The following is a 24,459-nucleotide window of genomic DNA, read 5'->3' on the forward strand; positions in this document are numbered from 1 at the left end:
CAATCTAGGCGGTCGATCCGCCCGGTCAAAGGGGGTCCGACCAAAGCTTTGCTGCTAGCTTTGCAACGCGGCTTTGTGCGGAGCTAGCATGGCATCGGGCAGCGCGAAGATCTGCGGCGCATGCGTGTAGAGAACCGCCGCCTTTACGCTGCGTTCCGGATAAATGCATTCAAGCGCGGCTACATAGGCAGCCATCTGCCGCACAACTCCGTCGGGAACGGCTTCGAGACTTCCGGGCGGGCGCCGCGTGGTCTTGAAATCCACTACCGTCACCTCGGTCGGGCAGACCAGGAGTCGGTCGGCCGTACCGGCAATGACCTGTCCTCTGACCGTAGCCGCCAGAGGTGCCTCGGCAAGTGCATCTGGGCCAAATATCCCGGCGAAGTCGGAGTGATCAAGCACTGCAATTGCGCTGGCGACGATTTCGTTTCGGTCGATCGCGTCCAGGTCTTGCGCATTACGTTCCAGCCATTGGGTTGCGGCGGCCTTGCGCAAGTCGCTCCCCACCTCGGGCATCCGCTCGAGCAATTTGTGGATCAGTACGCCCCGCCGAGCCGCGATTGCTCCCTCCTCTGACGGGAGCGGGGGAGTCGCGCTGCGATCTTCACCCGCCGAACTGGGCGCCAAGGGCCGCGGCGGACGTGGCTCCGGGCCCACAGGGGTAGTGGCCCATTCCGGTCTGCTTGCCTTCTGAGCACGGGCAGTGTCCGCATTGGGGACCACAGGATCTGGCAGGCGGCCTATTTCCCGCCTCCCTCCCCAGATCGGGTCGGCCAGCTCCGGGTCGGCGAACAAGGGGGCAAGCCGGGCGTACCAGCTATCTTCCGCCGGCTCTTTCTCTTTCAACCCAAGCGCGCCGCCAACATAAAGCGCCTCTTCGGCGCGGGTCATGGCGACATAGAGCAGACGCCAATGTTCTTGCCTCTCGAGCCGCTTGAACTCTTCTTGCGCGGCGGCCACCGGACCATGCCGCTCAGCGGTCGGGATGGCTGGTATGGGCACCGCCTGCCCGGATGTTTCCTCGGTCACCATAAGATCGCTGGCGCGCGTGCGGTCAGGATTGCCAGTGGCATCGGCCAGGATGATGATCGGTGCCTGCAAACCCTTCGACCCATGCACCGTCATGACGCGGACCACCCCGTCGTCGCCGCCCGGTTCACGCTTCAACTCGCCGTCCCCGGCATCGAACCACTGGATAAAACCCTGCAAACTCGCCGTAGCGACGGACGAATAGGCGAAAGCCGCGTTGACCAACTCGTCAATCGGATCGTTCGCCTCATGGCCAAGCCGCGCGACCAGCTTGCGCCGACCCTGCCAGGGCCCGGTCAGTATCCAGTGAAGCATCGCTTCGGGTGGCTCGAAGTCGACCCGCTCTAACAACAAGCGGAGCCGCGCAACCGTAGACTGGGAGAATGGCTCATCGGAGCAGCGCAGGTGATCCCACAAGGTTACATTCGCCTCGCGATAGCCATACTGCAGCAGGTCTTCCTGCGACCAACCGCCAAGAGGCGAGACGAGCAGTCCGGCGAGGCTGAGATCATCGAAAGGCTGCGCGGCAAAACGCAACGCCGCCATCAAGTCCTTTACCGCCAGCGGCGCGCCCAACCGCAGCCGGTCGACGCCCGCGACCGGGACACCCGCGGCATGCAGGCGCGCGACGATCAGACCGGCCAATTCCTTGCGCTTGCGCACCAATATCATGATGTCGCCGGCCTCCGCACGGCGGTGTTCACCCTTGGCCAACGGATGCCCCGGACCGTTCGGGTCGAGCCATTCCTTGACCTGCGCGGCGATCCGGTCGGCCATCGCCCGCTCGGGGCCACCTAGCCAACTGTCATCATCAGTGTCGTCTTCTGACGGTGCCGCAACAACTGGATGCCACAATCCGACCAAGCCAGGACGCTTCGCGTCACCGACATGCGGTTCGGGCGGCGTATCCAGACCGATAGCCTCCGCCCCGATTGCGGCAATTGCCCGATCAACGAAATCGAGAACGTCCTGTGCTGTGCGATAGCTGCGGCCCAGCCCCAGCACCTGTAATTCGCGCAAGCTGACAAGCGGCACCGAACGGGTCTCGTCCGCAAGCTGCCGGGCATTGGTGATCGCGGTCTCGATTTCCTCGCGGTAAACTTCCTTCTGGCGCGCAAAATTTTGCGGACTGGTGCCTTGGAAGCCGAAAATGGCCTGCTTGTAATCGCCTACCACAAAGATCGTTCGCAACTTGGCGTCGCGTTGGCCGAGACCGGTGAAGAACTCGCTCGTGAGTGCGCGGATGATGTCCCACTGCGCCTCATTGGTGTCCTGCGCTTCGTCGACAAGGACATGATCGAATTGCCGGTCGAGCTTGTAGGCAATCCAGCGTCCAAGCCCCTCGTCGCGAAGAAGGCGCGCCGCGTGGCGGATCTGGTCATCAAAATCGATTAGTCCGTCGCGCTGTTTTCGCTCATGCCATGCAAGCGCGAATTTGCGCCCGAGAGTCAGTGCCGGCTCAAGGTACTCGGCCAACGCCAGTTGCGCCATCTGGAGGTTAATCGCCGATATTCGTTCACCCACACGGGCATGCGCGGCCGAAAATGCATCGTCGGCATTTTTCGGTAGCTTGGGATTCCCGTTCTTGTGAAAGAACGCGTTCGCCAGATCTCTGATAGTGCCGAGCCGGTCACGCGGGGTGAGACCAAGCCATTGTCCCACAGCAGCAACCGCATCCCCGCCGGCCTTCGCCTTCCACTGACCATAGAAATCGAGGCACTGACGCAGCGACCCGACGTCGAACGTGTCATCGCTGCATAGGGCAGCGACCATCTCCTCATCGCAATCCGGGGGCAGGCCAAGCAGTTGCAACACCCGCTCGCGCATGGGTGGCTGCCAACCGCTGGGTCCGGTCCACAGGTCGATCGCATCGGCGCAACGCATTAGCCAGGATCGCGCGCCATCGGGACCGTGACGGATCGAGAGCATGGCGAGCGCGTCCCGGTCCTCCTGGGTGGCATTGGCGACAAGTTCAGACAGGACTTCCCGCGCCAGAAGCGCCCGCTCACGATCGTCGATTGCCCTCGTGCCCGGCAGAAGATCCGCCTCTTGCGGAAACGCCGCCAGCAGCCATTGCGAAAAAGCATGGATCGTGTCGATCCGCAGGCCGCCGCCCGGACAATCGAGAACCTTGGCGAACAGCGTCCTCGCCCGCGCCTGAGTGGCCGGATCGTGCCGCGCTCCGATGGCCTTCAGATCCTGCGCCAGATCGGCCGCATCCAAGCGCACCCAGCGCGCCAGGACCTGATGGACGCGGGTCGCCATCTCGGCGGCGCCGGCCTTGGTGAAGGTGAGGCACAACAGGCTTTCGGGTCCGACGCCATCCTGCAACAGCAGTCGCAGGACACGGGCGGAAAGAACCTGTGTCTTGCCGGTTCCGGCGCTCGCCGAAAGCCAGACGCTGGCGCCGGGATCGACCGCCTCGGCCTGTTCGCCTTTCAAGGGATGGACCAGCGTCTTGCCGCTCATGATATCTGCTCCCCGGGATCGGGCGGATACCATTCATCTAACCGCATGAGTTGATCATAGGTGTGATACTGCTTCGCATCGGGCTGCACCTCGGCGGTGAAGGGTTCATCGCCAAGGATCCAGCGCGAAAGCGCGTCATCAAGGAACCGCAGCGCCTCGGGCAAAAAATCCTCGGGCGGAATGCCACTCCTCTTGCGACCGGTCCGCAGCGGTGTTTCGATGTAGCCAAAACCCGTATCATGGTCGTCTGACTTGGCCTTGGCCAAAGACCAGTATTCGAACGCCGTGGCCTCCCCCTCAATCCCGCATTCGCTGAAACCTCCAGCATTCACCATCAGGCCCAGCGTGCCGAGCTGCAGCGCAAAGCCGGCCTCGACTTCCTTGCCGCTGGGCGGCCCTCCGGTCTTGTAGTCGACCACTGCGAAACCACCGCTGTCGAGCTTGTCCAACCGGTCGATCCTCCCGTGTATCGTAACGCCGTGGCGGTCGAACTCTCCCTTTGCTTCGGCCAGTACAGGCGTTCTGCCGGGATCGCCGTCGATCTCGCTCTTGACCCACTCAAGCGCCTTGCGCAGGCGCGGCTCCCACAGGGCGCGGGTCAGCGGGTGATGATCCATTTCGGCCAGCACCGCGTCTGATATGGCGAACAGGTCGCCCCCGTCCTTGTGCCAGCGTTCTAGGATAGTGTGCGCCAGCTCGCCCTGCCATTGCGGGGTGGCGTCCGCGTCGAGCTGTTCCAACTCGCGTAGCCGTAGGATTGCGTTGGCATAATACTGGAACGGATCAGATCGCAGCTTGTCGAGCGCGGTCACGCTGATTTTCTGTCGGCGTTGCTCGGGAGCAGGCCGAGGGGTCGGGCGGGGATAGGCGGGCGCTGGCGGCGCGGCATCAAGTTCCCTCGCTAGGGCGCGAATGTCATTCTGTTCATAGCGACCGACCATTTCGCCCAAAAGCGCCCTGACGCGTAAAAGGAAGCGCGAGGCGATGGCCGGCCCTTCGGAATCCCGCTCCGACCGGCTGAGCACCACTTTGGGTGCGCCAAGGGCACCGGCAAGATCATGCGCGGCAAGCCCTATGCGGAAGTCGGCACCCGGAATGCCCAGTGCGCGCAGGACTGTCGGAGCCAGCAAGGGATCAACCGAGGGCCTGGCCGGCCAACTCCCCTCGTTGAGACCGGCACAAATCACCAGGTCCGCCCGGGTCATCCGCGCTTCGAGCAATCCGTAGATGGCGATGCGAGGATGTCCGCCATACGGCGGACGCACAGAGATCTGCTCCATCGCGTCGCGCAACAGGCCATGCAGGTCCTGCGGCTCGATCATGGTGTGCGTGGCGCGGGCATTGAGAACAAGGTCGTCGATGAAATCGGCCAGCGCGCGGCCATCTTCCTGTGCCCACAACTCCTCCCCGCACAACTGCTCGCCAGTGTGCGCCAGCGTTGCCAGCAAGTCGGCAAGGCCAGTCGGTTCTGCGATTCCCAGCAGCGGCGAGAGAACCGCCTCGGCTGCCTGCCACCAATCGTCCACCCGCGCCTTGCTGGCGCGTTCGCGCAATGCGGCGAGGCCGGGCGCGGGCCGCGGGCCGCGCAATTCCCGCTCGAACCGGCGCAGGTTTCGCAGCCAGTCGCGGCGCTCCTCGCCGCGTTTCACCAGTGGATGGCCAAGAAGCGATACCAGCGAAACGGGCGCTGCATTGTCTGCCAGGGTCTCGGCCAACAGCAACAGCAATCGGCCTGCTGTCGTATCCGAAAGCGCACGCCCGGCGGAATCATCCGCTTCGATGTTCCAGCGTCGCAGATGGTGGACGATCCGGCGTGCCAGCCCGCGGTCGGGGGTGACGATGGCGACCCGCTGCTCCGGTGTCTCGATTCCCTCGCGGGCGAGCAAGGCAACCGCCTGCGCCTCGGCTTCGGGGTTGCGTGTCTCCAGCAGGCTAACCCCGGCAAGGTGACGCTTTTCCGACGGAAGATCGACCCACACCTTGCTGGCTTCCGGGGGGAGGAAGACCGCACTGACGGCGTGCGACCTTTCTGGTCGCGCAGCGCCTACCCCCTTGCGGTGCCAGGAACGAACCTCCCCGCGGGCAATGCCCATCCGATTGAGCAGCAGTTTGAGATGGTATTGCGGATGGGTAACCGCGTCACCTTTACCGAAGACTTCGCCGCCGGGCTCTGCAGCATGGCCCGCCTGTCCCAACTCTTCCCAGACATCGTCCGCCATCGCGAGGTCGAGGTCGGGGAGCACAACTGCGCCCGCCGGGAGGTCGGCGACCACCCGCAGCAGGCGCGCGAGTGCCGGGGCGGCGCTGGTTACGCCGGCGGCAACAATCGGCGAAGAAGGGGGCTCGGATCTCCACCGCCGGGCGGCATGTTCGAACAGGAGATTGCGACGGGTCGCTGCATCGACCCAGCCACCGCCGTCCAGTTCTGCCAACCACATCGCCTGAACTTTCGCGAAGCGGCGGAGCGACTTCTGCCAATGTTCAGCCAGATCGCCCAAGAGGTCGAGAACGGGTTCGCTGCGCAAGTCTTCGGGCTTCGCGTCCTCTACCAGCAGGCGATCCATCGTCCGTCCGGTTTCCCGCGCTAGCTTGAACAGCGCAGCCCCCTTCGGAGCATCCTTCTGCATCACTTCCCGCAACAGGCCGGCCAGGCGCAGCCAACGCCAGGTCGGGTCGACCGCCAAGGGAATATCGGCCGCGCCCAGTGGATCGAGCAGGCTCCCCAATGTCTCGTCGAGATCGAGATCACCAACAACCGCCATACGCGGTAGCAACATGCCGGGCCGGTCGAGATCGCCCAGATGACGAACAAAAGCCTCGGTCACGGTGCGCATGGCGCGCGTGCTGGGCAACAGCAAGGTCAGGCGCGCGAGACCTACGTCATCTTCGTAATACCGCGGAACCAGACCTGCCACCAACGCATCGGCAAAGCCTCGGTGGGCGGCGATCGAGTAGACTTCGGGCTCGCGCCGTTCAGCCATCCGCGAGCGCTTCCTCGGTCGGTCCGATCGCCTCAGGCGTACCAACTTCGAACCACAAGCCATTGAAAGACAACCCGAACAGACGGCCTTCCTCGAGCGCACGATTCCACAGGATATTAGTCGAGAACTTGCCCTCGGGCGCGTCGCGCAGCAAGCGATGAGAGACAAGCTGGATGCCGGTATAAATAAAGGGTGCGATACGACCCGGCTTGCGCCTGCTTACCCGCCCCTCTGCATCGAGATGGAAATCGCCTTCGCCGCGAAAGTTGAACGCACGGGCGTGCGGAACGAGGAGCAACAGCGCATCCATCGTCTCTGTGTCCCACCTGGACGACATCTCATGGAATGCATTGCCTGGCCCGTCGAGCCAGATGTTGTCGGAGTTTAGACAGAAGAACGGATCGGGCAACTGGCCTTGCGCCTTGACCATCCCGCCGCCTGTTTCGAGGAGTTGGTCGCGCTCGTCCGAAATGACAATTTGGGGTTGCTGTCGCGCGCTCAGATGCGCTTCGAGAGCGTCGGCAAGATAATGCACATTGATGATCGCCCGCGTCACCCCCGCTTCCACAAGCCGATCGAGCGTATGGTCAATCAAGGGCTTTCCGGCGACCCGCACCAGAGGCTTCGGCTGGGTTGCCGTCAACGGCCGCATCCTCTTGCCCATGCCTGCCGCCATCACCATCGCGGTGTTCGAAGCCAGCCTGGTCACAAAATCCGCCCCCCGCGTTGTTCGCGCAAGTGGACAGGGATATTGGCATCGAACCAACGTGCTACCGGGTCCAGCGCAGGATGACGCAGATCGCGCTCCATCGCCTCCCAGACCCGCGGTACGAAATCGAGATAGCGTGGCTTCCCATCGCGGCGGAACAGCCGTGTAAAGATGCCGACGATCTTGGCGTTCCGTTGCGCTCCGAGCAGCGCGTAGTCGGCGTCAAACGTGTCGTGGATGTCGGCTTGGGCCTTATATCGCTCCAGCATCTGCGCTTCGAGCGCAGGGTCAACGTCGCGCCGAGCATCCTGCAAAAGCGATACCAGGTCATAGGCGGGGTGTCCGGCCAGCGCGTCCTGGAAGTCTATGATGCCCTGCTCACCCGAGCCATCGGGTGATGGATTCAACAGCATGATATTCTCGGCATGGTAGTCGCGCAGGACTGTTACTCCCACTCCCTGCCGCTCCAGCAGCGGCGCGAGCGCCGCTGCCCAGGCCGCATCATACCCGGCGCTGTCGATTTCAAGCGCCATGGCCGGCGTATACCATTCGACTAGCAGCCGCGCCTCGCGCAAATAGGTTTCCATATCGTAGGGATCAAACGGGCCAGCCTTCGTACGATGCAGGGGGACCAGTGCGTCGATTGCAGCGCAGTAAGCACCCTGCTCGCCTTGTGGATTGTGGTCGAGCCAATCACGCATTCGATTATCGCCGAAATCTTCGGTCAGGACCCATCCTCGCGCCACATCCTGCGCCAGGATCGTCGGAGCGCGCGCGCCGGCCTGCGTCAGCCACGAGGCTACCAAAATGAATGGTCGCGGGTCTTCATGCGGAGGCGGCGCGTGCATCAGGATCGCGCGATCGCCCTCCTTCAAGAGACGAAAGTAGCGCCGGAAACTGGCGTCACCGGGAATGGGATTAACCAAGCACCCTGCCCAGCCTGCCGCGTCGAGAAATTGCTGGCCGCCTTCCGGCAGCACTTCGGTGCCTTCACTCATGGCATCCGTCCTAGCCAACTGGCACCACCCTCCGCAATCGCCGAGCGCCCCTCATCGGCGGTTTTCAGCATGATCGAGAGACAGGCTGGCTCGTGCGCAAATCCTCCCGCCTTGTCGGGCCATTCGGCAAGCAGCACTGCGCCCTCGCGATAATCGTCCAGACCAATTTCCTGGGCCTCTGCCGGAGCTTCGAGGCGATAGAAATCGGCGTGGACGACCGGAGGAACGAGCGCTTCGTAGCTTTCGATAATTGTGAAGGTGGGCGATGGCACTTCGCCGTTATGCCCGAGTGCAGACAGGATGGCCCTCGCCAGCGTAGTCTTGCCCGTACCAAGGCCGCCCGACAGTGCCACCACGTCACCGGGCAACAGCTCGGCGGCGATCCGCGCGCCATACGCTTCCATCGCCGAAAGGTCGGGTAGATGCACAATCATGGCAGGATAATCGTAGCGCTGGTGCCGAGATTCTCGCGCGACTGGATGTCAAGCTGACCGCCATGCGCCTCCACCAATTGCCGCGCCAGCGGGATGCCGAGGCCCTGGCGGCGCTCCATCCCCTTGCCGTCGACACTGGGTCGCAGGCCCTCGAGAGCACGGCGAAGAGCCTCGGGCGACATTCCGCAACCGTCGTCCGAAATGACGATCCGTGTACCCTCGGGCTTGCGCGCCAGATCGACCAGGATCTTCCCGTTACTGGCAGTGGCCCCAATGGCATTGTCGACCAGATGGCCGATTGCGCGCGCCAATTGACGGCTATCGGCCATGACCTTGAGATTGGCGCCGCCGCGCAGATCAAGGGACAGACCCCTCGCTTTGATGTCCTGTTCGCGTTCCCGCACGATGCGGGTGACGAACGGAAGCAGCGCGAATTTCTCCTTCCGTATTGGCAACAGGCCGGCCTCGCTTTGCGAGAGATCCAGCACGTCCTCGACCTGATCGGTCAGCCGCGCGACCGATTCGATAATCGCCGCCACATACTCTCGAGCCTGATCCGAAAGTTCCCCTGCAACTCCGCTATCGAGCATTTCAGCAAAGCCGCCGATCGATGTTAGCGGGGTGCGGAATTCGTATGACATGTTGGCCAGAAAACGGGTTTTGACCTCGTCAGCCTGTTCGAGTGCCTGATTGCGCTCGCGTAACGCCGTTTCGGCCTGCTCGTTGGCGGTCACGTCAAGCGTGGTCAGCAGACCATTGCCATCGGGCAAGGGGACGCCCGCAAATTCGAGCGTTCGGCCGTCAGCAAGCGAAACCCTGCCAGCCTGTTCCTTGCGATCGAGCGTGGCTGCGCGAATGACCTCCCCGATGACCTTGGCCCGCTTCGGCTTGGCAAGGTGGGCAGAAATCTCGGTCAACAAAGCGTCCACCGATGGATGGGTGTCGAGCAGTTCCGCCTCGACCCCCCAAGTCCCTGCGAAACTTCGGTTCCAGAGCTGCAGATGTCCGTCAGGCGCAAACACACCCAGCGCTTCGAACAGGCTATCGAGCGTAGCAGTACGCGTCCGAAGAAGCGTGTCGCGGGTGGCGGAAAGTGCCAGTTGCTCGGTGCGATCTTCGGCGATCAGCGCAAGGCCGCCATCTGGCATGGGCTGCGCAAATACTCGCAAGTGCGTGCCGTCCGACAGCGGCCACGCCTCTTCCTGCGGCTCGCCAGCTTCGAACCAATCGACATGCTCTGTACGCCAGGCCGGGAAGTCCCGCACTTCGGGAATCCGACCCTTGTCTCGCGCATCGCTGAGTAGACGTTCGAAGGTCAGGCCATCGCCACCCAGACCCAGCGGCAGAGCGAAGATTCGGCGGAATGGCTGGTTGGCGAAGGTGAGCTTGCGAGCCGAGTCGAATTGCGCAACGCCGACGGACAAGCGATCCATCATCGATCTTTGAGCCTCGGCATAGGCCCTGTGCGCCCGCGCCTGTTCTTCGAGTTCCTGGATGTCGACGGCGTAGCCTGCGACGCCTTCATCTCCGAGCGGCAGATCCGACACCCGCAAGGCACGACGCTCGCCCGCGATTGTCGCCTGGACAATCCGCTCGACCGGACGGTTCTGCTGCGAAGCCTGTGCTGCGACCTGTGCTGCCGTCAGGCCATCGACCGATTCGATCAGTTCGACCTGCTCCTTCACCAACGTGTCGGCATCTTTCGCCCCGACTGCCTCGACATAGGCACTGTTGACGAGCCGCAGCTTTGCATCGGGTCCCCGGAACCACATCGGCATGGGCGCAGCTTCGATAAGACCCACCAACGCGGCGAAGTCACCCTTGGCGCGAGCCGATTCCGCGCGCATCCGGCTCAGCTCGGTGGCGCTTTCGCTGAAGTCAAACACCCATACCAGTGCGGCCCCGCCCGGTGACACCTGCGGATCGGCCAACTGACCGCGCAGGGCCAGGCTGCGTTGGGAACCGGGCACGGTGATATTCATCCGGAAAGGCGCAGCCGATTTCTGGGCGCGGCGAACCTTGTCGGTCAGTTGCTCAAGCTGTTCTCGTGACAGCCCGCGATCCTCTCCCGCGCCGAGTTCACTGAGATATTGCGGCAAGCGATCGAAGCCGAGCCAGTGCGCGAGCCGTTCCGAGCCTTCGATCCGCCCATCGGCACGCACCAGCAGCGGGATCGCCGGCGCCTCGTCCAGCATCCGCGCCATCCGCCGCGCAGCCTGTCGGCTTTTGTCAGCGCCCCGGGCTTTGCTTCCGGCGCGGATCATCAGCCACGCCGCACCCGCCGTCCAGGCGGCGAGCAGCACGCCGAGCAAAGCCATGAGGGTCGGAGAAAGTTCCATCGAATGTTGCAGCTATGCCGCCACCGCGCCCGATGCAACACGCACCAAAAGGAAAAGCCCCCGCAATCGCGAGGGCTTGTCCTTTTTTACCGTTTGTCGAGGATCAGTAACGGTAGTGATCAGGCTTGAACGGACCTTCAACCGGCACACCGATGTAGTCGGCCTGGACCTTGCTCAGCGTGGTCAGCTTGACGCCCAGCTTGTCGAGGTGGAGCGCGGCGACCTTCTCGTCGAGGTGCTTGGGCAGGACGTAGACGTCGTTCTTGTACTCATCGCCCTTTGTCCAAAGCTCGATCTGGGCCAGCGTCTGGTTGGTGAAGCTGAAGCTCATCACGAAGCTGGGGTGACCAGTGGCGCAGGCCAGGTTCACGAGTCGACCCTGGCCAAGGATGATGATTTCCTTGCCGTCGGGGAATTTCACCAGATCGGTGCCCGGCTTCAACTCGTTCCACTCGTAATTGTCGAGCGCCGAGATCTGGATCTCGCTGTCGAAATGGCCGATGTTGCAGACGATCGCCTTGTCCTTCATCGCCTTCATGTGTTCGGCGGTGATGACGTGCTCATTGCCCGTCGCGGTTACGAAGATGTCGGCGGTCTTGACCGCGTCTTCCATAGTGACGACCTCGAACCCGTCCATTGCCGCCTGAAGGGCGCAAATCGGATCGATCTCAGTCACCAGCACGCGGGCCCCGCCATTGCGCAGCGACTGCGCCGAACCCTTGCCGACATCGCCAAAACCGGCGACGACAGCGACCTTGCCCGACAGCATGACGTCGGTGGCGCGGCGAATGGCGTCGACCAACGATTCGCGACAGCCGTAAAGGTTGTCGAATTTCGACTTGGTGACGCTGTCATTCACGTTGATGGCCGGGAACGGCAGCTTGCCCTGCTTGGCCAGGTGATACAGGCGATGGACACCGGTAGTGGTTTCTTCCGAAACGCCGACAATATTCTTGACCGAGCGGGTCAGGTAGCCGGGACGATCCTTGAGGAATGCATTGAGCGCGCGCTGGAATTCGATTTCCTCGGCGTTCTGCGGTTCGGGCAGTTCTTCACCGGCTTCGACGCGTGCGCCCCACAGTGCGAACATGGTCGCGTCGCCGCCATCGTCGAGGATGATATTGGCGGTCTGGTCGGCATCGTCTTCGGTCGCCCAGTCGAAAATGCGACCGACATAATCCCAGTAATCGGCCAAGGTCTCACCCTTGACCGCGAAGACGGGGATACCCTTTTCCGCGATTGCAGCAGCAGCATGGTCCTGGGTGGAGAAGATGTTGCAGGTGGCCCAGCGCACATTGGCACCGAGGGCTACCAGTGTCTCGATAAGGACGGCAGTCTGAATGGTCATGTGCAGCGAACCGGTAATACGCGCACCCTTGAGCGGCTGGCTTTCGCCATATTCCTCGCGCAGGGCCATCAGGCCCGGCATTTCGGTCTCAGCGATTGCGATTTCATCCCTGCCGTATTTGGCAAGTGCGATGTCCTTGATGACGTATTCGGTGTCTTTGGCGAGCGTAGCCATGTCGATGCTCCTAGCGATGCGAACGCACCCTGCATGTACGGCAAAGGTGCGCGAAATAATGTCCCGCGCGCCTTAGCGACCTGCTCGCCGCGGGGCAAATCAAATATAAGGATATCTTTATATGCTGATGCCCGCACCTTCAATTTTAGAGCCTGAAGAACCTACTCGGACCACAATCTAGCCATTGCACCGAGCCGATTGCCGCCTATCTGGAATTGCAGATAACCCGAGAGCAAAAAAGGAATAGCCGATATGACCATCTCCAAGGGCGACAGCCTCCCCGATGCGACCCTCGCCAAGCCAACCGAATCCGGCCCCGAACAGGTCAAGGCGGCCGACTATTTCGCCGGCAAGAAAGTGGCACTGTTTGCCGTTCCCGGCGCCTTTACCCCGACCTGCTCGGCCAAGCACCTGCCGGGGTTCGTCGAAAAGGCTGCCGAGTTGAAAGCCAAGGGTGTCGACGAGATCGTGTGCACCTCGGTCAATGATCCGTTCGTGATGGGCGCGTGGCAGCAGGCCAATGGGTCCGAGGACATCACCTTCTTGGCCGACGGTAATGGCGAATTTGCCGAAAAGCTCGGTCTGACAATGGACGGCAGCGGCTTCGGCCTTGGCACCCGCAGCCAGCGTTATTCGATGATCGTTGAAGACGGCAAGGTCACCGAATTGAATGTCGAGCAGCCGGGCGATTTCTCGGTTTCCAGTGCAGAGCATTTGCTCGGCCAGCTTTGATCGCTTAAGCCTGAACTCAACAAAAAGGGGCGCCCCGCAAAGGGCGCCCCTTCTCGTTTCCAGCGGTCGCTGGTCCTAGAAGCGCACTTCAGCAGTCACGAAAACGCGCCGCGGGTCGCCGTAGAATCCCGTCAGCGTGCCCTCGCGGCCCAGTGTCGGGGTGAAAGGCTGCCCATTGGTCCCGCCACTCACGAAGTTGTACCCGGCGACGATGTAGCGTTTGTCGAGGATGTTCTTGGCATGGACCCCGATCGTGAAAAGGTCGCTGTCAGCTGTGTAAACCAGCCCGGCATCCACCAGGGCAAAGCCATCCTGGTCGAGAAACGCATTGGGTGCCTCGAACTGGCTGGCATCGCTGCGATAGGAAACCGAACCGAGCAGGTCGACCATGCCCGAAGCTGCCGGCACGCCCAGCACGAAGCCGGCATGGACGGTCATCTCCGGCGTGTTCTGGAACACCCGCTGGTCGGCCACGTCATTGCCGAAAGCATCGATGAACGTGTTGTAGTCGGCATCGAGGAAGCCCAGCGCCCAGTTGACATTGAACCGGCTGCCTTCTCCGGCGAAATCGCGGCCGACCAGTGCATTTGCTTCGAATTCGAAGCCGTTGACGTTGGCTGCACCGGCATTGGAGGTAACGCCGATGAAACTGTCGTTTACCCCGTCGCCATTGGTATCGATACCCACCGAACCCGGGATCTGTACGTCGCTGTAATCGCCCAGGAAGCCAGCAACGCTGACATTCAGGCGATTATCCAGCAGCGATGCCTTCCAGCCCAACTCGTAGCTGTCGACGGTTTCCGGCGCAAAGCGCAGGAAAGCGAACTGATCGTCGTAATCACGGTCGCCATCGCCATCCAGATCAGGCGCGGCGGTTGATTGGCCACGCGGGTCGAAACCGCCTCCCTTGAATCCGCGCGAATAGGTGAAATAGATGTTGTTGTTCTCGTCCGGCTTGAAGCTGATCGAGGCGCGCGGGGTAAACTCCTTGAACGTCTCGCTGCCGACAAAATCCGATGTCACAGCAATCGGAATGGCGGTGGAAGGCGGAAACAGGTCGGAAAATCCACCAATAAAGGTGGTACGAAGGATGCGGCTGGATCGCTTGTCACTGGTGTAACGACCACCCACCGAGACGCTCAGGCGGTCGCTGATGTCATAGGTAAAGTCACCAAATACCGACCAGGTCTTGGTCCCGACATCGCCCAAAGTCTGCGCATTGAGGCCCGGCAGCCTGATTAGGTCGCCAATGGTAAACAGCGCCACGTCGAACGCAGTGAAGGCATTGGCATCGAGGTAATAGGCTCCCAGCACGCCGCTCAACCGATCGCTTTCATACAGGAGCTGGAATTCCTGGCTCAGCTGGTCGTTTTCATAGATGGCCGGGACATCGAGATCGGAAGACGGCAGGCTGTCGAAATCGATCGGCGAAGTCGACTTGTCTTCGCGATATCCGGTGATCGACTTGAGAGTGATGGTATCGGACACTTCAAGTGCAATCGACAGCGCGCCGCCATAGGCCTCGACCTTTTGCTCGACGACATCGAGTCCAGCGCGGGTGTCATAGACATCGTCAAGGACCGGGGCACCGGTCAGCAGGCCGGGGATCAGTCTGGTGCCCTGTCGGGGATCGCTCTCGTCCTTCACGTAATCACCTGAAAGGCGGACAAAGAGGGGACCACTGTCGAATTCGATCGTTCCGCGCGCGGCCCATACATCCTTGTTGTAGTTCTCGACCCCTGGCTGAACCAGATTGTCGCCGAAACCACCCCTGCTCAGCCGCGCACCGCTCGCCCCGATTCGCAGGTTGGAGGAAATCGGCGTTGAAGCGGTGACGATCAGGTCGGCCTGATCATATGATCCGTAAGTCCCGCGAATCTTGACACTGGGATCATCGGGCAGGCGCGCGGTAACGTATTTTATCGCCCCGCCGATGGTGTTGCGGCCGTAAAGCGTGCCCTGCGGCCCACGCAGCACCTCGATCCGCTCGACTTCATAAACATCAAGCACTGCTGCTTGCGGACGGTTCAAGTAAACATCATCGACGTAGAGGCCGACGCCCGCCTCGAAACCAGCAACCGGGTCCTGCTGACCCACGCCGCGGATGAAGGCAGTAAGCGTGGTGTTGGTTCCGCGAGAGACTTCCAGCGTGAGGTTGGGTACCTCTTTCGCGATTTCGGTCAGATCCTGCGTTCCGCTGCGCTCGAGTTGCTCGCCCGAAATGGCGGTAATCGACAGCGGAACGTCGACGATGCTTTCCTCACGGCGGCGGGCAGTCACGACAATCGGCTGGCCATAGCCCCCGCTTGTCGCGGCAGTATCAGTCTGCCCCTGGTCATCCTGCGCCATGGCGGGAACAGCATAAGCGAATGAACCTGCAACCCCGGCCAACAAGGCCATTTTCAACCCAGAAATCTTGGACATCGAACTCTCCCACGTGGAATCTGGACACCTCGATATTGAAAGTTGAACCAACTTTCAAGTTCTGCTTGTGGAACGGATTGCCGATACCTAGGATAACCCCATGAGACAGGGCGAAACCGCGAGCGAAAAAAACCCGACCGAACCGGTTACCGCGCGGGGGCGGCGCACGCGCAGAAAACTGCTCGACGCGGCAACTTTGGAGTTCGGAGCAAGGGGTTTTCACGAAGCTTCCGTTAGCGGCATCACCCGCCGCGCAGGTTGCGCACTCGGCAGTTTCTACACCTATTTCGAATCGAAGGAGGCGATCTTCCAAGCCCTCGTACGAGACTTCAGCGACGGGGTCCGCACAACCGCCGCCAAGGGCATCGCTGGCAGCGTCAGCGCACTCGAAATCGAACGCGACGCCCTCGCCGCGTTCCTTGTCTTCGCGCAGGAGAACAAGGAAATCTATCGCATCATCGACGAAGCCGAATTCGTCGACCCCGCCAGTTATCGCGCCCATTATGAAAATACGGCTGCGCGCATTCAGGACCGTCTGCAGGCCGGCTCGGACAAAGGCGAATTTCGCGACGACCTCGGCGAGACCGAGGCTTGGGCGATCATGGGAATGAACGTATTTCTTGGCCTGCGTTATGCAGTCTGGAGCCAAGGCGGCGACGACATCGAACAAGTCGCCGAACGTGCTCGCAACATTCTGAAGGGCGGCATCGCCAAGCGGTAGTCCAACTCAACGATTTCAGCCGTAGCCCATCAAGCTCAACACTTCCTTGCGGCTGCGCGGATCATCGAGAAAACAGCCACGCAGACGGCTTGTAATCATGCTTACGCCCGGTGTGCGCACGCCGCGCCCCGTCATGCAGCCATGCTGCGCCTCGATGACTACGGCGACGCCGTGCGGATCGAGATTATCCCAGATGCAGTCCGCGACTTGGGCCGTCAGCCGCTCCTGGATCTGCAAACGACGGGCATAGCCATGCAGCACGCGTGCCAGCTTCGAGATACCGACCACCTTGTTCTTGGGCAGATAGGCGATAGCCGCCTTGCCGGTGATCGGAGCCATGTGATGTTCGCAATGACTCTGGAACGGGATGTCCTTGAGCAGCACGATCTCGTCATAGCCGCCGACTTCCTCGAACACCCGGCTGAGATGGACGGCCGGATCTTCGGCGTAGCCCTGGCAATACTCCAGCCACGCCCGCCCCACACGCTTTGGGGTGTCGAGCAGGCCTTCGCGGGCAGGATCGTCGCCAGACCATTCGATCAGGGTGCGAATGGCCTCCTGCACATGATCGGGCACATCCGGCTTCGCGGTCGCGGGGTCCTCGATATAATCGGTCTCACAGCCCATCGTGTCGTGCCTTTCCTGCGCCGCTAGCGTTCTTGGTGCCGGAGGTGGGAGCGTGGGAGCCGATTGTCCAGCCTTGTGTATCCGGCCGCCTCCCCAAAAGAAAAACCCGGCCCACGAAGGACCGGGTTTTTGAGTGCCTGGACGGTGATACCTATTCCTTGGCGTCTTCCATCTTCTCAGGCGTCACTTCAGCCTCTTGCAGCTCTTGCGCCTTGCGCTTCTCGAACTTGTCTTCAAGCTGCTGCTGTTTCTGCTCGTCGAGCTGCTCTTCAAAGTCGGGGAAATGCTCTTCCTCCTCTTCGTCGATATGGTGACGATAATCGTGGTCCAGCTTCTTGAACTTTTGCAACCACGCAGATGACGACATGTCCGTTGCGGCGAGATCGTTGAGCAACTCCTCGAGCTCATGATGTTCGGCGACCGAGTGGCGTGTTTCGTCATTGGTCTCCGGGTTCTCGAGCATTTCAGCGTAGATTGATTGCTCCTCGGCGGCGGCGTGGCTTTTCACCTCCTTGGTGAACTCGGTCAGAAGTTGCCGGCGTTCTTCACTGTCACCGCTGGTATTGCCAATCTTGTCGAGCAATTCTCGGTGCCTGTCATGATCGGCCTTGAGCCGCTTGAATATGCCTTGGGTGGTCATCGGGAGTCTCCTCGGTGGTCTGTCACCTACCAACCGGACCGCAGGCCACTTGTTCCAGTTCGCTGCGACGAGCAGCTCACCGCAGAAACAAAAAAACCCACCCCGTTGCCGGGATGGGCTTTTCTGGTGCGCCAGGAAGGATTCGAACCTCCGGCCGCCTGATTCGTAGTCAGGTACTCTATCCAGCTGAGCTACTGGCGCACATTGGAGGGCGGCACATAGGAGGGCACCTGCTGCTTGGCAATCCCCTTCGGCCTATTTTTCGAACAGTTTTTGGGCCAGTTCCACGTCCAAAGGCGGCTTTTGCAGCTGTTCGATCTGTGACGGTGTGAACCAGTCCAGTTGCCCGCCTTCAGCAGCGTTCAATTCGCCGGCCCACTTTTCCGCAGTGTAAAGCAAAATGACGATGGGGCGCTGCCCCTCGGCAGCCGAAGTCGCAGCAAAACCGGCCTCAGCGAGCGCGTGCGGGCGGACCGCAAGACTGGTTTCCTCGGCAAGCTCGCGCACCAGTGCCTGCCGCGGCAGTTCGTCCCTTTCGACCTTTCCTCCGGGAAATTCCCACAATCCGGCATGATGTTTGCCCAAGGGACGCCGATGCATCAGCCACCGGCCCTGCCCGTCAGTCAGCGCACCCGCGACGACCAGTATAGGTGTAAAATTTTTTTCCATCTCAGGCCCGCAGGACAACCCTTTCTTAATCGTAACCGGCCAATAGGTAGCCACTTGGCAAAATTTGGGCGGATTATGCAATGCAAGACCTGATCAAAAGACTGCGCGATGACGAGTCAGGCGCCACTGCCGTGGAATACGGCCTGATCCTCACGCTGGTCTTCCTTGGCATGGTCGCCGCCGTACAGGGTGTCGGCAATGAAACGATCGGTCTTTGGAATACAATTGCCGCGGCCAGCGAAGCAGCAACAAGCCGCGGCAGCATCTGATCGCGATCGTAAAAAATTCCGTCAGTCGAGTTAGGAATTTGTCAACCTGAAGTACCTAAACCCAAAATCACTCAATCCGGGATCGTCTGGAAAGAGTCGGGTACCGAAGACCAACCAGGAGACTTAAAATGAAATTTTTCAAGAACCTCATGAACGACGAGCAGGGCGCAACCGCAATCGAGTATGGCCTCATCGCCGCTCTGATCGCTGTCGCTGCCATCACCGCCATGCAGGGCCTCGGCAATCAGCTGGACAACACCTTCACCAACGTTTCGGACACGATGGCTGTCTAAGCCTCGGTTCAAAACCTGAAGCGAAAACGGCGGGGAGCAATCCCCGCCGTTCTTGTATGTGCGGTCCGCGCAAAATACTGCGGATCGGTTTTCCCTGGACCTTTAGCGCGACCGCACCACGACCTTGACCTTCTGGCCAGCCTGCAGGGTGTCGTTCGATCCAAGCCCGTTGAGGACGCGGAAGCGAGCTTCCTGCGCATTGTCATAGGCCATTCTGCGGGCCAGCGAGGCAACGGTATCACCGCGCTGCACCGTCACGACATCGAGACGGCGAGGAATGACTGAAGAGGCTTCGGCCGAAGTGATGGGCCGCATCGACTGATACATGGAGTTGAAGACATTGGCGCTACCGGCCTGCGTCACCGCCTGGAAGTGATAGGCACGGTCTTTCGCAAACTCATAAGCAAACACCGTCACATCGACCTGGCTGGAACCATTGCTGACGCGCGCAGTGCCATATGCTGCCGGCAAGCCGTTGACCGTCGTCCGACGAATCGAGGACGGTTGCAATTGCTGCTGTTCTCCACCGATCCTCTGGAATGTCTGACGGACGTAATCTTCGAGATTGCCGGAGTATGGTGCGAGCGTAAGCTGCGCCTGGCCGGACTGGCCATTGATGCTGACGGCGCGCGTCCCGTTGGTCATATAAAAACCGTTCGGGGCCGTGAACTTGAATCCCAGGTCGGGGTGAATGAAGTTTTGCCCCTCAACCACGCCCTGCTCGGGATCGTCACCATACAATATGCCGTCAATCTTGGATAGAAACGTATCGCGATTGACAACCGAGCCCTGCACCCCTTGCGCCTTTTGCGCTGCCGTGGTCACACGGCTGGCCGGGTCGGGGTGGGTCGATGCCCATTCGGGAATTGTGGCATTGCGTCCCTGGATTTGGGCATCGAGACTGTTCTGCAAGGCAAGGCTGCGAAGCACCGTGCTCATGGCCATCGGATCATAACCTGCTCGGCTCAGATACTCGATGCCGAGTACGTCGGCCTCAAGCTCCTGGCTACGCGAGAACTTGAGCGTGAGCAGTTGCGAACCCTGCTGGAATGCGTTCGACAACGTGTTGCCGAGGCCCGAATCACCCAGCAGGACGTTGGAAGCAATCGCGCCGAGGACGCCTAGGATCGAATTTCGCTGAGAAGTTTGTTGGCGGCGTTGGGCGTGGCGGGCCGCGACGTGGCCAACTTCATGTCCCAGGACCGCTGCGAGTTCGGCTTCGTTGTTCATCAAAGCCACCAGCTGGCGTGTCGAATAGACATAGCCACCTGGGATCGCGAATGCGTTATGCACCGGGCTGTTGACCAAGCTCACCGTGAAAGAATCACGAGCGCCGCTAAGGCCGGACTGGACGGCGATGTTCTTGCCGACCTGCTCGACGTAATTGGCGTAAGGCCCCGTCATCGCCCCGCCAAACTCGGCGAGAAGCTTCGGATGCGCTTCCGCCCCCATCTTGGCCTCGTCCTGCGCGATCGGTGCCGAGGCGCTGGGAATATCGCCGCCGGCGCCCATGCAGCCTGACAGCCCAAGGGCGATCGCGGCGCCGCACATCAGTTTGATCTTAGCTAGCTTATTCATGGTTTGCGGTTCCCTCGCTCCGATGGGTGGAGAATGTAGTACATTCGTCCAACCCCGGATGAGAACGCAAGTTCCCGAACGCCACCTACCTGTCGGTCAACCGCCGATCTGCAGGAACCGCTCTTCGCGCATCTGGCGCAAGGTTTCGCCCGGCAAGTCGACCAGCGCGTCAAGCTCTTCATTGATCGTATCGGCCAAATTGGCCGCGGCAGCCGCCGGATCGCGATGAGCCCCGCCCAGCGGCTCGGAAATAATCCTGTCGATTACACCAAGCTTTTCAAGGTGCTGCGCGGTGACCTTCATAGCCTCGGCAGCCTCCGGAGCCTTTTCGGCGGTGCGCCAGAGGATCGACGCGCAGCCTTCGGGAGAGATCACCGAATAAACCGCGTGTTCGAGCATCAGGACACGCTCCGCGCTTGCCAAAGCGACCGCGCCGCCAGATCCGCCCTCGCCCACGATCGTCGCGACCATCGGCACCGGCAGGGCGAGGCAGGCCTCGGTAGAACGAGCGATAGCTTCGGCTTGGCCGCGTTCTTCGGCCTCAACTCCGGGGAATGCGCCCGATGTATCGACCAGCGTGACCACGGGCAGTCCAAACCGGCCGGCCAGTTCCATCAGGCGGATCGCCTTGCGATACCCCTCAGGCTTGCCCATGCCGAAATTGTGCCGCAGCCGGCTTTCTGTATCGTTGCCCTTTTCGTGCCCGATCAGCACCACCTTGCGTCCACGCAACGTCGCGAACCCGCCCATGATCGCTTCGTCTTCGCCATAGTGGCGATCTCCGCCGAGTGGCACGAAGTCATCGAAGGCGTGCGCTACGAAGTCGCGAAAATGCGGCCGCTGCGGATGCCGCGCGACCTGCGTTTTCTGCCATGGCGTCAGAGCGCCATACGCACTTGCTAACAATGCCTCGCTCTTTTTCTCGAGCCGCTGGAGTTCGTTCGAAATATCGACCTCGTCGCCTTCGGCGGCGGCGCGCAGTTCGGCGATCCGACCTTCGAGCTGGGCAACGGGTTTCTCGAAATCAAGATAGGAATTCATGGCTCTGCGCTAGTCGCCCCGGCCCTTTTCCGCAAGCGGATGTCGCTCATTAACCAAGGTTACAAGCCGCGCGGCGTCGACATGGGTATAAATTTGCGTGGTAGCGATGTCAGCGTGGCCGAGCAGGGTCTGCAACACCCGCAAATCGGCCCCACCTTCGAGAAGATGAGTGGCAAAGGCGTGTCTTAGGACATGTGGGCTGATCCGGGCGGGATCAATGTCGGCCCGCGCAGCTAGTTCCTTCAGCAATTGAAACAAGCGCACGCGGCTAAGATGGCTGCTGCGCGAGGGGAACAGATAGCTTGATTTGGCATCCCGAGCCACCAGCCACCGGGTGATCGCGGCGCGGGCACGGCGGCTGACGGGCACCATGCGCGCTTGTCCCCCCTTGCCCGTAACAGTCAGGAACGGCGCATCGCGCGGAACTGCCGCCACCGGCAGCGATACCAGTTCCGTCGCGCGCAGACCCGACCCATAGAGCAGTTCGAGCAGCGCCAGGGTTCGCGAGGCCGCCGAGCTCTCGCTCTGCGCCTCCAGTTCAGCCCGCGCAAAAAGTTTCTCGATATCGACGTGGCTCAGCAGTTTCGGCAGCGGGCGCCGTGAGACTGGGCGCGGCAGGGCGGGCGAAGGATCGTCCTTGCGCTGTCCCTCATCAACGAGAAACCCGTAGAATTGCCGTAACGCCGATGCCTTTCGAGCCACGCTCGCCGGGGCCAGGTCGGCCCAGACCACTCCTAGTTGCGACAATTTCGCGCGGGGGGCGGTAGCAAGGTCGCCGATTGCCTCCTCCGCAGCTTCGAGATCGCGTCTATAGGCCGCCAACGTGTTAGCAGCCGCACCGCGTTCGGCAGCGAGCATCGCCAAAAATTCCGCGATTGCAGGCGAAGGCGCGCCCACGCTTGCCGTCACCCCCGGGCGACCGCTTCTGCGGCAATCATCCTGGCCTCGGCGGATAGCCCGGCCCGGTTCAGCGCGCGCACGATGTGATAGAGATGGCGCGGGGTCATCCGGTCCCAGCTGCTGCCCTGCATACCCACCCCGGCAAGATATGACACGAGCGCGCGATTGCGCAGCTCACCGGCGCGACCAATCAAGCTGCTCCACTTGCTCCGGCGCGCCAGATTGAGACCGAGATCGTCCGAGAACCTGTTTGCCACGTCAACTTCAAGTCGGCCCAGCCCGGCCAGGCCGGCTACCAGGAACGCCGACTTGCGCTGTCCGGCGCTAATGTCATTGTCAACGAAGGAGTCGACTGCATCTTCGCTGACAGCACTCGATCGGTTCGCCTGGGCTAGTGCGAGCAATGCCCAACCCTGGCTTCCTTCGGCAACTACCTGGCCCCATTCAAGCGCATCACGGTCCAGGCCGGCAGCAAGCATGGCCGCAATCAATGAACCCGCACTGTCGCTGAACTCCTCGCTCGCCGGAAGCCTGGCGGCGGCGTAAGCAGTCAGGGCAAGGCGCGCGTAATCGGGGTTTTCGCCGCCCCAGATCGCCTGGATGGCCGCAAGCCGCGCCGCAGGCTGAGCTGCGACATAGGATTCGCGCAGTTGCACTGCGACTGGTCCGTAAACACCCTCGGTTCCGTACTCGGCATAGAATTGAGAATAGAGGTCGATCGCGGAATCCGCCGAAAGTATGCCTTCGCGCACTGCCCGGTCGGCGCCGCGCAAACGCTCTGCGACCGGCAGAGCCGCCGTGCGCGCAGCGACCCGTTCGTAATATGGATCGAGCTTTTCAGTCAGCGCCTCCGGCAATTCGGCCCCCAGCGCGGTTGCCAGACCATAACGCCATGGTGTCAGTTCATCGACCCCGTCCCACTCGAGATTGACTGCGCTGCGACCACGGCCCGCTGCGCCGGCATACCTTTGCGCCAGCAGCACATCTATGGTGGGCGCCGCGTCTCTTTGCCGCATGCGGATGAGGTTGCTGCGGGCGCGGGCACTTTCGCCGGTGAAGGACTGGCAGATTGCGGTCAGCATTTGCCATTCGGCATCCTCGCGCAATTCGCCGCGAAACTTCACCGCCGGACATGCCCCTGCAATGTCTCCGGTGGCCACATAGGCGTCGACCGCGGCATCCGCGAGTGTCCGGTTCCAGTTGCCGACATCGACGTCCTGGACCAGCGCCCGGGCAACATGATGCTCACCCAGCGCATTGAGCGCCTTCGCTCGCAATCCGGCAAACTCGATAGGGCGCAAGCCCTGGGGTGTTTCCAGACGGCTCGCGAGGGCACGACGCAGAAGGATATGCCCCCAACGCGAGACAACGGGTCGCTTAATACCCGAGAGGGCTGCGCGAACCAGAGTGCCAGGCTGTTTTCCCAGCGAAGCAACGGGCAGCCCGCCTTCCGGTTCTGACAATAGCCCGACCCGCTCCATCGAGCGACGTGCGGCCGACGGCATATCAAACTTCGGCTTGAGTCCGAGCAACTCGTCCAGCGCGTCTGGTTCGAGCTTCTCAAGCTCTTCAAGCGAAGGCAGATTCGAGGGCAGCGCCGTGCTCGGGGCTGGAGTCCGAGCTGTGTCCGAGGGAAGCGGCTGGACTACCGGCGTACCGTCAACAGTGCTCCCGCTGCCAGTACTGCTGCCAGTACTGCTGCCAGTGCTGCTGCCAGTTGCGCCCGTAGGGGAGGCAGAAGGAGCCGGACGCGGCGTGGATGTAGGACGCGGCTTGGGGGTCGGCGCTGGATCGTCGAAACCGGGCGGGAGCAACGATTCGGGCGCAGCCTGCACCGCGACAATTCCCGTCGTCAGCGCCAGCGCTCCTGCACCGGACAGCAGACCAAACACCATCAACCGCTTCATTCCAGACCCTCCGGCACGGGAATTTCCTGCTCGATCGGGTGTAGCGGTTCACGCCCGCCATCCCACCAAGCCCATGCGAACAAGGCGAGCACGGCCAAGGCGAACCACACCGCCGCTCGCCTCTTACCCATACCTAAACCCGCTTCCAGCAAAACTTACCCTTTATTGCCTTCGCCC

At 61.6% G+C, this 24,459-nt stretch carries 20 protein-coding genes and 1 tRNA gene; 4 read left to right on the forward strand and 17 right to left on the reverse strand.

Going from position 1 to position 24,459, the window contains the following annotated elements; all coding sequences use genetic code 11:
* Window positions 1–54: 54 nt before the first annotated feature.
* The 7 genes from addA to ahcY all read right to left on the reverse strand — a co-directional run bounded on the left by addA (window position 55) and on the right by ahcY (window position 12,481).
* Window positions 55–3,498, reverse strand: a complete 3,444-nt coding sequence (gene addA, locus ACXYL9_RS08720) for a double-strand break repair helicase AddA (protein ID WP_459039187.1) — start codon at window positions 3,496–3,498, stop codon at window positions 55–57.
* Window positions 3,495–6,479, reverse strand: a complete 2,985-nt coding sequence (locus tag ACXYL9_RS08725; protein ID WP_459039188.1) for a PD-(D/E)XK nuclease family protein — start codon at window positions 6,477–6,479, stop codon at window positions 3,495–3,497. The genes addA and ACXYL9_RS08725 overlap by 4 nt, the downstream gene beginning before the upstream one ends.
* On the reverse strand, window positions 6,472–7,161 hold the full coding sequence (locus tag ACXYL9_RS08730) for a nucleotidyltransferase family protein (RefSeq protein WP_459039883.1): 690 nt from the start codon (window positions 7,159–7,161) through the stop codon (window positions 6,472–6,474). Before ACXYL9_RS08730 ends, ACXYL9_RS08725 begins: the two co-directional genes overlap by 8 nt.
* Before the next feature lie 23 nt (window positions 7,162–7,184).
* Window positions 7,185–8,186 (reverse strand): aminoglycoside phosphotransferase family protein, encoded by a 1,002-nt coding sequence (locus ACXYL9_RS08735; RefSeq protein ID WP_459039189.1) that lies wholly within the window; start codon window positions 8,184–8,186, stop codon window positions 7,185–7,187.
* The gene (gene tsaE / locus ACXYL9_RS08740) at window positions 8,183–8,620 is read right to left on the reverse strand and encodes a tRNA (adenosine(37)-N6)-threonylcarbamoyltransferase complex ATPase subunit type 1 TsaE (protein WP_459039190.1); all 438 of its coding nucleotides are present in this window, start codon (window positions 8,618–8,620) and stop codon (window positions 8,183–8,185) included. Before tsaE ends, ACXYL9_RS08735 begins: the two co-directional genes overlap by 4 nt.
* Complete coding sequence (locus ACXYL9_RS08745) at window positions 8,617–10,959, reverse strand: PAS domain-containing sensor histidine kinase (protein ID WP_459039191.1); 2,343 nt, start codon at window positions 10,957–10,959, stop codon at window positions 8,617–8,619. Before ACXYL9_RS08745 ends, tsaE begins: the two co-directional genes overlap by 4 nt.
* A gap of 103 nt (window positions 10,960–11,062) precedes the next feature.
* Window positions 11,063–12,481, reverse strand: coding sequence for an adenosylhomocysteinase (gene ahcY, locus ACXYL9_RS08750; protein WP_459039192.1), 1,419 nt, complete (start codon window positions 12,479–12,481; stop codon window positions 11,063–11,065).
* 252 nt (window positions 12,482–12,733) lie between these two features.
* Here ahcY and ACXYL9_RS08755 point away from each other — a divergent pair, with 252 nt between their 5' ends.
* Entirely contained in the window at window positions 12,734–13,213 is a 480-nt protein-coding gene (locus ACXYL9_RS08755; RefSeq protein ID WP_459039193.1) for a redoxin family protein, read from the forward strand.
* A 75-nt stretch (window positions 13,214–13,288) separates the two neighbouring features.
* On the opposite strand, the gene ACXYL9_RS08760 is transcribed toward ACXYL9_RS08755, so the two are convergent.
* A complete protein-coding gene (locus ACXYL9_RS08760; protein ID WP_459039194.1) occupies window positions 13,289–15,637 on the reverse strand; it encodes a TonB-dependent receptor in 2,349 nt (782 codons plus the stop codon).
* A 100-nt stretch (window positions 15,638–15,737) separates the two neighbouring features.
* On the opposite strand from ACXYL9_RS08760, the gene ACXYL9_RS08765 reads away from it, so the two are divergent.
* A complete protein-coding gene (locus ACXYL9_RS08765) occupies window positions 15,738–16,358 on the forward strand; it encodes a TetR/AcrR family transcriptional regulator (protein WP_459039195.1) in 621 nt (206 codons plus the stop codon).
* Window positions 16,359–16,373: 15 nt separating this feature from the next.
* Here ACXYL9_RS08765 and folE read toward each other — a convergent pair whose 3' ends face one another.
* The 4 genes from folE to ACXYL9_RS08785 form a co-directional block, all read right to left on the reverse strand.
* Window positions 16,374–16,985 (reverse strand): GTP cyclohydrolase I FolE, encoded by a 612-nt coding sequence (folE, locus tag ACXYL9_RS08770; RefSeq protein ID WP_459039196.1) that lies wholly within the window; start codon window positions 16,983–16,985, stop codon window positions 16,374–16,376.
* Between the two features lie 151 nt (window positions 16,986–17,136).
* Entirely contained in the window at window positions 17,137–17,625 is a 489-nt protein-coding gene (locus ACXYL9_RS08775; RefSeq protein WP_459039197.1) for a hemerythrin domain-containing protein, read from the reverse strand.
* A 124-nt stretch (window positions 17,626–17,749) separates the two neighbouring features.
* Window positions 17,750–17,826 (reverse strand) — tRNA-Arg (locus ACXYL9_RS08780).
* A 54-nt stretch (window positions 17,827–17,880) separates the two neighbouring features.
* Window positions 17,881–18,375 carry a (deoxy)nucleoside triphosphate pyrophosphohydrolase gene (locus ACXYL9_RS08785; RefSeq protein ID WP_459039198.1) on the reverse strand — a complete coding sequence of 165 codons (495 nt, stop codon included), beginning with the start codon at window positions 18,373–18,375 and terminating at the stop codon, window positions 17,881–17,883.
* Between ACXYL9_RS08785 and ACXYL9_RS08790 the strand changes: the two genes are divergently transcribed.
* Together ACXYL9_RS08790 and ACXYL9_RS08795 are read left to right on the forward strand one after the other, a co-directional pair.
* On the forward strand, window positions 18,375–18,563 hold the full coding sequence (locus tag ACXYL9_RS08790; RefSeq protein ID WP_459039199.1) for a Flp family type IVb pilin: 189 nt from the start codon (window positions 18,375–18,377) through the stop codon (window positions 18,561–18,563). The two genes, ACXYL9_RS08785 and ACXYL9_RS08790, sit on opposite strands and share 1 nt — an antisense overlap.
* A gap of 128 nt (window positions 18,564–18,691) precedes the next feature.
* Complete coding sequence (locus ACXYL9_RS08795; protein ID WP_459039200.1) at window positions 18,692–18,856, forward strand: Flp family type IVb pilin; 165 nt, start codon at window positions 18,692–18,694, stop codon at window positions 18,854–18,856.
* A 102-nt stretch (window positions 18,857–18,958) separates the two neighbouring features.
* Here the strand turns inward: ACXYL9_RS08795 and ACXYL9_RS08800 are convergent, their stop codons facing one another.
* The 5 genes from ACXYL9_RS08800 to ACXYL9_RS08820 all read right to left on the reverse strand — a co-directional run bounded on the left by ACXYL9_RS08800 (window position 18,959) and on the right by ACXYL9_RS08820 (window position 24,413).
* Window positions 18,959–20,434: a M48 family metalloprotease gene (locus ACXYL9_RS08800; protein WP_459039201.1), complete on the reverse strand. Its 1,476-nt coding sequence runs from the start codon at window positions 20,432–20,434 to the stop codon at window positions 18,959–18,961.
* 96 nt (window positions 20,435–20,530) lie between these two features.
* Complete coding sequence (locus ACXYL9_RS08805) at window positions 20,531–21,475, reverse strand: acetyl-CoA carboxylase carboxyltransferase subunit alpha (protein ID WP_459039202.1); 945 nt, start codon at window positions 21,473–21,475, stop codon at window positions 20,531–20,533.
* A gap of 9 nt (window positions 21,476–21,484) precedes the next feature.
* Window positions 21,485–22,372 (reverse strand): tyrosine recombinase, encoded by an 888-nt coding sequence (locus ACXYL9_RS08810; protein ID WP_459039203.1) that lies wholly within the window; start codon window positions 22,370–22,372, stop codon window positions 21,485–21,487.
* Window positions 22,373–22,380: 8 nt separating this feature from the next.
* On the reverse strand, window positions 22,381–24,282 hold the full coding sequence (locus ACXYL9_RS08815; RefSeq protein WP_459039204.1) for a hypothetical protein: 1,902 nt from the start codon (window positions 24,280–24,282) through the stop codon (window positions 22,381–22,383).
* Complete coding sequence (locus tag ACXYL9_RS08820) at window positions 24,279–24,413, reverse strand: hypothetical protein (RefSeq protein WP_459039205.1); 135 nt, start codon at window positions 24,411–24,413, stop codon at window positions 24,279–24,281. Before ACXYL9_RS08820 ends, ACXYL9_RS08815 begins: the two co-directional genes overlap by 4 nt.
* Between the last annotated feature and the right edge of the window lie 46 nt (window positions 24,414–24,459).

The organism is Qipengyuania sp. CAU 1752 (genome assembly GCF_054482615.1).